The sequence below is a fragment of the Rhodococcus sp. no. 34 genome (genome assembly GCF_054589475.1).
Window position 1 is genome coordinate 84,146 of the sequence record NZ_BAAILK010000006.1, and the last position, 6,542, is coordinate 90,687.

Consider the following 6,542-nt stretch of genomic DNA (forward strand, 5'->3'; position numbering starts at 1 on the left):
AGATCGCGGGACTGCTTGCACGCCGCATCGTCTGCTACGCCGGTGTCGGTGACGTCCTGCCGATCGGCGACACGTACGGACTGATCCGTTTCGGCTCACGCGTCGACACCTATTTCCCCGCCGGAACCACACTCCTGGTCGAGCCGGGACAACGCACGATCGGTGCTGAAACAGTTATCGCGCAACTGCCGTGAAGACGCCGAAGATGAAGTCAGCCGTGAAGAAGCCGGGAGCAGCCCAACCCGGCGCGAAGATGCCCAAACGCACCCAGGCGGTGCGGTTGCTGCCGTCCGTCATCACCATCCTGGCGCTGTGCGCCGGGCTGTCCGCCGTCAAATTCGCTCTCGACGGACAACCCGGTACCTCGCTCGCGATGATCGGCGCCGCTGCCGTCCTCGATTCACTCGACGGCCGCATCGCGCGACTGCTCGACGCCACCAGCAAGATCGGCGCCGAACTCGACTCACTGGCCGACTCCATCTCCTTCGGCGTCGCCCCGGCCCTGGTCCTGTACGTGACCTTGCTGGACGGCACCAGCATCGGCTGGATCATCGCGTTGATCTACGCGGTCAGCATCGTGTTGCGACTCGCACGTTTCAACACTCTGCTCGACGACGACGACGTCCCCGCGTACGCACGTGAGTACTTCGTCGGCGTTCCGGCTCCGGCCGGCGCACTCATCGCCCTCACTCCCCTGGCCGCGACGGCTCAGTGGGGTGACGGCTGGTGGTCTTCGCACTTCGTCGTCATCGTGTGGACGCTCTTCTCGGCTGCACTGATCGTCAGCCGCATCCCGACGCTGGCGATGAAGTCGGTATCCGTGCCGCCGCACATGGCGGCCGGCCTGCTCGTCCTGGTGACGTTGGCTGCGGCCGCACTCATCACCTACCCGTACATCCTGCTGATCGTTCTCATCGCGATCTACCTGGTGCACATCCCGTTTGCCGTGCACTCGAAGCGGTGGGTGGCAGCACGTCCCGAAACCTGGGACATCAAGCCTTCCGAACGCCGCGCGATCCGACGCCAACCCAACGTCGGTGGTCGCCGCTCGGCCGCTCGTCTCGGATTGCGGCGACCCCGCTAGTCCACGACGTACTCTCGAGAGGTGACTTCGCCGGAACTCGCCCTCACCGTTCGACTCAACACCTCTGCCGCCGACCTACGCCGCGGGGTAGTGCGCTTGCACCCCGAAGCGTTGGCGGCGTTGGGCATCCGCGAATGGGATGCCATCGCACTCATGGGAGCCCGCGGCACCGCGACCGTCGCGGGCCGTGCGCCCACCGGAACCCCGGCAGGCACGATCCTTCTCGACGACGTCACCATGTCGAACGTCGGCCTGACCGAGAACTCTTCCGTCGTGGTCGGTCCGGTGACGGTGTACGGAGCGCGATCCGTCTCCGTCACCGGCTCGTCCATGGCGACAAATTCGATCAGCTCGACGGTTCTGCGACAAGCCCTTCTGGGCAAGGTCGTCAGCGTCGGCGACACGGTCTCGCTCCTCCCCCGCGATCTCGGTCCGGGTACGAGCACTTCCGAAGCCACCCAAGCGCTTTCCCGTACCTTCGGCGTCGCGTGGACATCCGAACTGCTCACCGTCACGGCCGTCGAACCTGCCGGTGGTCCGGTCAGCGTCCAGCCGAATTCGGCGGTCAACTGGGGTTCCGGCTCGGCGGGCACACTGACACCGAGTGCGCTTGTTTCCAGTCCGGCCGCCGTCGCAATCGAGCCTGCACCGTCGGTTCCGCTGGATCACCTCGTCGGCGCGCAGGCGCAGGCAGCCAAGCTGACCGAGTGGCTCGGCCTGGCACTCGACGAACCAGAACTGCTCCGTACGCTCGGCGCCTCACCGCACCTCGGCGTCCTCATCACGGGCCCCGCCGGCGTGGGCAAAGCCACGTTGGCCCGCTCGGTCCTGTCCTCGCGCAAACTTGTCGAACTCGACGGCCCGGGAGTCGGTGCCACCGAGGCGAATACCCGCCTGCAGCGAATCGTCGACGCCGTTGCTGCCGTGCGCGGCGGTGGTGTACTGCTGATCAGTGACATCGACGCTCTGCTTCCGGCCACCGCGGAACCGGTATCCGCACTGATCCTCGAACAACTGCGCAGCGCCGTCGCAACCCCGGGCGTGGCATTCGTCGCGACCTCCGCCCATCCGGAGACCGTCGACGCGCGCCTTCGCGGCCAGGATCTCTGCGATCGAGAACTCGCACTTACCCTGCCGGACGGCGCAACCCGCAAGGCGTTGCTCGAACTCCTGCTCCGCCGCGTGCCCACCGGAACCCTCGAACTCGACGCCATCGCCTCGCGCGCACCGGGATTCGTGGTCGCCGACCTCGCGGCGCTCTGCCGTGAAGCTGCCTTGCGAGCGGCGACGCGGGCGTCCAAATCCGGTGATTCTCCGGAGATCACGCAGGAAGATCTTGTCGGTGCCCTCGAAGTGATTCGGCCACTGTCTCGTTCGAGTACCGAAGAACTGTCGATCGGCAGCGTCACCCTCGACGACGTCGGCGACATGGTCGAAACCAAACAGGCCCTCACCGAAGCGGTGCTGTGGCCGCTACAGCACCCCGACTCCTTCGCACGCCTCGGTGTCGACCCACCCCGCGGCGTGCTCCTCTACGGCCCTCCCGGCTGCGGTAAGACGTATCTCGTTCGCGCCCTTGCCAGCTCGGGGCACCTCAGCGTTCATGCCGTGAAAGGCGCAGAGCTGATGGACAAGTGGGTCGGCGCCTCCGAAAAGGCCGTAAGAGAGTTGTTCCAGCGCGCACGCGATTCGGCGCCCTCGTTGATCTTCCTCGACGAAATCGACGCGCTTGCCCCGCGTCGTGGTCAAAGTTCCGACTCCGGGGTGTCGGATCGCGTCGTAGCCGCGTTGTTGACCGAACTCGACGGCGTCGAACCGCTACGCGACGTCGTGGTGTTGGGCGCCACCAATCGACCGGATCTGATCGACCCGGCTCTCCTGCGCCCCGGCAGACTCGAACGTCTCGTATTCGTACCGCCGCCGGATGCGGAGGCTCGCAAAGCGATTCTGCGTGCTTCCGGCAAGTCGGTACCGCTCGCCGAAGATGTCGATTTGGACATTCTGGCCGTCGATCTCGAGGGATACTCGGCAGCAGACTGCTCGGCTCTCCTGCGTGAGGCTGCACTCGCCGCCATGCGTCGGAGCATGGACGCGGCCGACGTGACGGCCGCGGACGTGGCAACCGCCCGTGAGAAGGTACGTCCCTCACTCGATCCCGAGCAGGTGGCACACCTACAGGCGTACGCGGACAACCGATAAGGACTGACCATGGCTGCTGATCTGGTTCTGTACGGCGACATCGTGACCATGCACGAAGAAGCACCACGCGCCCAGGCGCTCGCCGTGACGGGCGGCCGGATCACAGCCGTCGGCGCGCGCGCGGACGTCGAGGAACTGGTGGGGCCGGATACCCGCGTCGTCGACGTCGGAGGTGCCGCTGTTCTGCCGGGGTTCATCGAGCCGCACGGTCACCCCCTCGAAGAAGCGATCGTGCTCGGACCTGACGTCGTCGACATTCGGCCTGTCACGATCGCCGAGGCGGATGCCGTAGTTGCTGCCGTCGTCGACACTGTTCGTTCGCGAGGCGCTGCCGGCGCTTCTTTGAACGGTTGGGACCCGTTGCTGCAGAAGGGCCTACCCGATCCGACCATCGACTGGCTGGACTCCGTAGCGCCGGAGTACCCCCTCGTGATCATGCACAACTCGGGACACGTCGCGTATTTCAACACGGCGGCAGCAGTGCAGGCCGGCATCACCCGCGATACCCCCGATCCGATCGGCGGATCGTACGGCCACGACGCGACGGGCGCACTCGACGGATCCGCGTACGAAATGCCCGCGGTGTTTGCAGTCGCGGGCCACGCAGTCACCATCGGTGACGACTTCCCCGCACTGGTGGCGACCGAATGCGCCCGGCTGAACGCCGCGGGAATCACCACCATCGCCGAATTGTCGTTCGACCCCAAGATGCGGCCCGCCCTGGCAGCGATAGCCGACGCCGGACTGCTCACCACCCGCCTGCGGCTCTACGAGATGTCCAACGACGCGCGCACTACCGAGGCGTCACCGGGCGACGGAAACGACCTGGTGCGCCAGATCGGCATCAAGGTCTGGTCCGACGGTTCACCGTGGGTCGGTAACATCGCCACCAGCTTCCCGTATCTCGATACCGAAGCCACCCGCGCGCTCGGGATCGCCTGCACGCACGGGCACGCCAACTACACCGGCGAACAGATCCACGACATCAGTTCCGCCTACTTCGCCAAAGGGTGGCAGATGGCGTGCCACGCCCACGGTGACGACGCGATCACCATGGTTCTCGACGCGTGGGAGCAGCTTCTGAAGGAGCACCCGCGGCCCGATCACCGGTTGCGTCTCGAACACGTCGGCGCGATGCGTCCGGATCAGTTCGTCCGCGCGGCGGAACTGGGCGTCACGGTCAGCATCTTCATCGACCACCTGCACTACTGGGGTGACGTTCTGGTGGATGACCTGTTCGGCCCCGAATACGGATCCGTATGGGCCGCAGCAGGTTCTGCACTCGCGGCCGGACAACGGTTCACCTTCCACAACGACGGTCCCGTCACCCCCGCCAATCCGCTACGAAACATGCAGGACGCCGTCACCAGGCTTTCGCCGAGTGGGCGCGTCGTGGCACCCCAGGAACGGATCCCCGTGGACGCCGCCGTGCGCGCCCACACGGTCAACGCCGCGTGGCAGCTGTTCAGCGAAGATCACATCGGGTCCATCTTCCCCGGCGCCTACGCGGATCTTGTTGTCCTGTCGGCGAATCCCCTCGACGTCGAGCCGACCGAGCTGGCCGACATCACGGTGCTCGCCACCGTCCTGGAGGGCCGGACGGTGTACGGGGATCTGAGCGCGATCGGCTGATCGGTCGCCGAACGCCGTGGACAAAGGCCGATAACCTTCTCTGCTCGAGTTCCAAGGATTGTTGCGAACCGGAGACGGCGCAGGTGGTCTCAGGGTTCAGTGCGGATGTCGTCAATGACCTGGGCAATCGCATGTTTCGCCCAGGCCGTGATCTGCTCGTTCGTGTCGCGGTAGTACGGCAAGGCAACCAATGCAATCGACAGAGCCCATGCGCGGCCACGCGTCCAAGTGCCCTCGTCCACGTCAACATGAAGCCGGAATGTATGCCGAGTGCTCGGCGTCAGCAGAGTCCATGCAATGAGGCAGTCGATTGCCGGGTCTCCGAGAGCGAGTCCACCCCAATCGATCACGGCCGAAAGGCTGCGGTCGCTCACCAGGATGTTTCCCGGGTGCAGATCCGAGTGCATCCACACCGCTGCGCCTGCGTAGTCGATGACGTGGCGCGCCTTTTCCCACGCCGCCTCCGTCAGCGCTCCGTTCAGCAGGTCGCCACACGCTGCAATACTCGCTCGAGTCGCTGAATCTCGTCGCTCAATCGGATCGGCCCGGTAGTAATGCAGCGATCCCTGCGGGCGCAATCCGAGTGTGTCGATCCGACGTGGACTGTTCACGAAGTCTGCGAGTTGGATGGCCAGGTGGTCATCGACCATGCCGGGCACAGGGTTTCGCCCTGGCACCCACGGGTGCACCGACCATTGCCACGGGTATCCGAAGGCCGCCTCACCCACACCTACCGGAACGGGCACGGGGACCGGTAGGTGTGGAGCCAGATGCGGCACCAACTGTTGCTCCTTTGTGATTCCCTCTGCCGCACCTGGGGTGCGGGGCATACGGATTACGAGTGAATCGCCTACTCGGACCATGACGTTGTCGGTGCCGATCGACTCGACCAAGCGCAACGGCAGATTGGCCCACTGTGGCATCTGACTCGAGAGCAATCGCCGCACCAACGCAACATCGATGTCTGGTTCCTCCATGTGCAACTTCCGAATCTGCATGACATGAGCAGCATCACCGACCGCGACACATCCAGACCTCCTTCGCCGTGACTGCCGCAGATCGAATGAACATCCGAAAAGTCCCAAAAATCGGAATTGTCGAAAATTATTGCATAGGAACAGTTTTCGAGATACAAGTCTTGTGTTCGAAACTTTGTTCGATTAGACTTTGAGCATGGACAGTCGGGAAGCGTGGCAGCTGGATGGTGAGGGCCTCAAGAGTGAGGTTCTGGATCTGGTGCGCGCCCGGCACGAGTTGCAGTCGCGGATGGTGTTGCTGATCGTCGAAATGTTTTCCCGGGACGTTCTCGGCGGGAAGGGTTTTCGGGCGATCGCGCTGTGGTTGCACGGGTCGACGAATCTGGAGATCGGTGAATGCAGCCTGCTGGTCGGGTTGGCGCGGTTGCTGATGCTCGAACCCGTGGTCGGCGATGCGTTTCACCGGGGTGACGTGGATGCGTTGAAAGCTCGTCAGGTGGCGTCGTTTTGTCAGCATCCGCCGAAGAACATGACCCTGGCGGATGTGGACAAGGCCCGCGGGATTTTGTTGTCGTTGGCGTCGAAGAATATTGCGGATTGTGATGCGGTGCGGGCGGCGATTCGGCGGATCGAGAAGCAGTACGGCAAGC

The 6,542-nt window shown here is 64.5% G+C and carries 5 protein-coding genes and 1 pseudogene; 5 read left to right on the forward strand and 1 reads right to left on the reverse strand.

Going from position 1 to position 6,542, the window contains the following annotated elements; genetic code table 11:
- From ACYP01_RS00725 to ACYP01_RS00740, 4 genes are all read left to right on the forward strand, one after another.
- The coding region (locus ACYP01_RS00725) for a phosphatidylserine decarboxylase (RefSeq protein WP_459678172.1) at positions 1-194 on the forward strand (194 nt) is incomplete at its 5' end.
- A gap of 59 nt (positions 195-253) precedes the next feature.
- Positions 254-1,084 carry a CDP-alcohol phosphatidyltransferase family protein gene (locus tag ACYP01_RS00730; protein ID WP_029254795.1) on the forward strand — a complete coding sequence of 277 codons (831 nt, stop codon included), beginning with the start codon at positions 254-256 and terminating at the stop codon, positions 1,082-1,084.
- 21 nt (positions 1,085-1,105) lie between these two features.
- A complete protein-coding gene (locus ACYP01_RS00735; protein WP_003941536.1) occupies positions 1,106-3,283 on the forward strand; it encodes an AAA family ATPase in 2,178 nt (725 codons plus the stop codon).
- 9 nt (positions 3,284-3,292) lie between these two features.
- A complete protein-coding gene (locus ACYP01_RS00740; RefSeq protein WP_459678175.1) occupies positions 3,293-4,915 on the forward strand; it encodes an amidohydrolase in 1,623 nt (540 codons plus the stop codon).
- Between the two features lie 89 nt (positions 4,916-5,004).
- Here ACYP01_RS00740 and ACYP01_RS00745 read toward each other — a convergent pair whose 3' ends face one another.
- Positions 5,005-5,892 (reverse strand): aminoglycoside phosphotransferase family protein, encoded by an 888-nt coding sequence (locus ACYP01_RS00745; protein WP_459678177.1) that lies wholly within the window; start codon positions 5,890-5,892, stop codon positions 5,005-5,007.
- 196 nt (positions 5,893-6,088) lie between these two features.
- Here ACYP01_RS00745 and ACYP01_RS00750 point away from each other — a divergent pair.
- A pseudogene (locus tag ACYP01_RS00750) lies at positions 6,089-6,542 on the forward strand (HNH endonuclease signature motif containing protein); the annotation flags it as partial.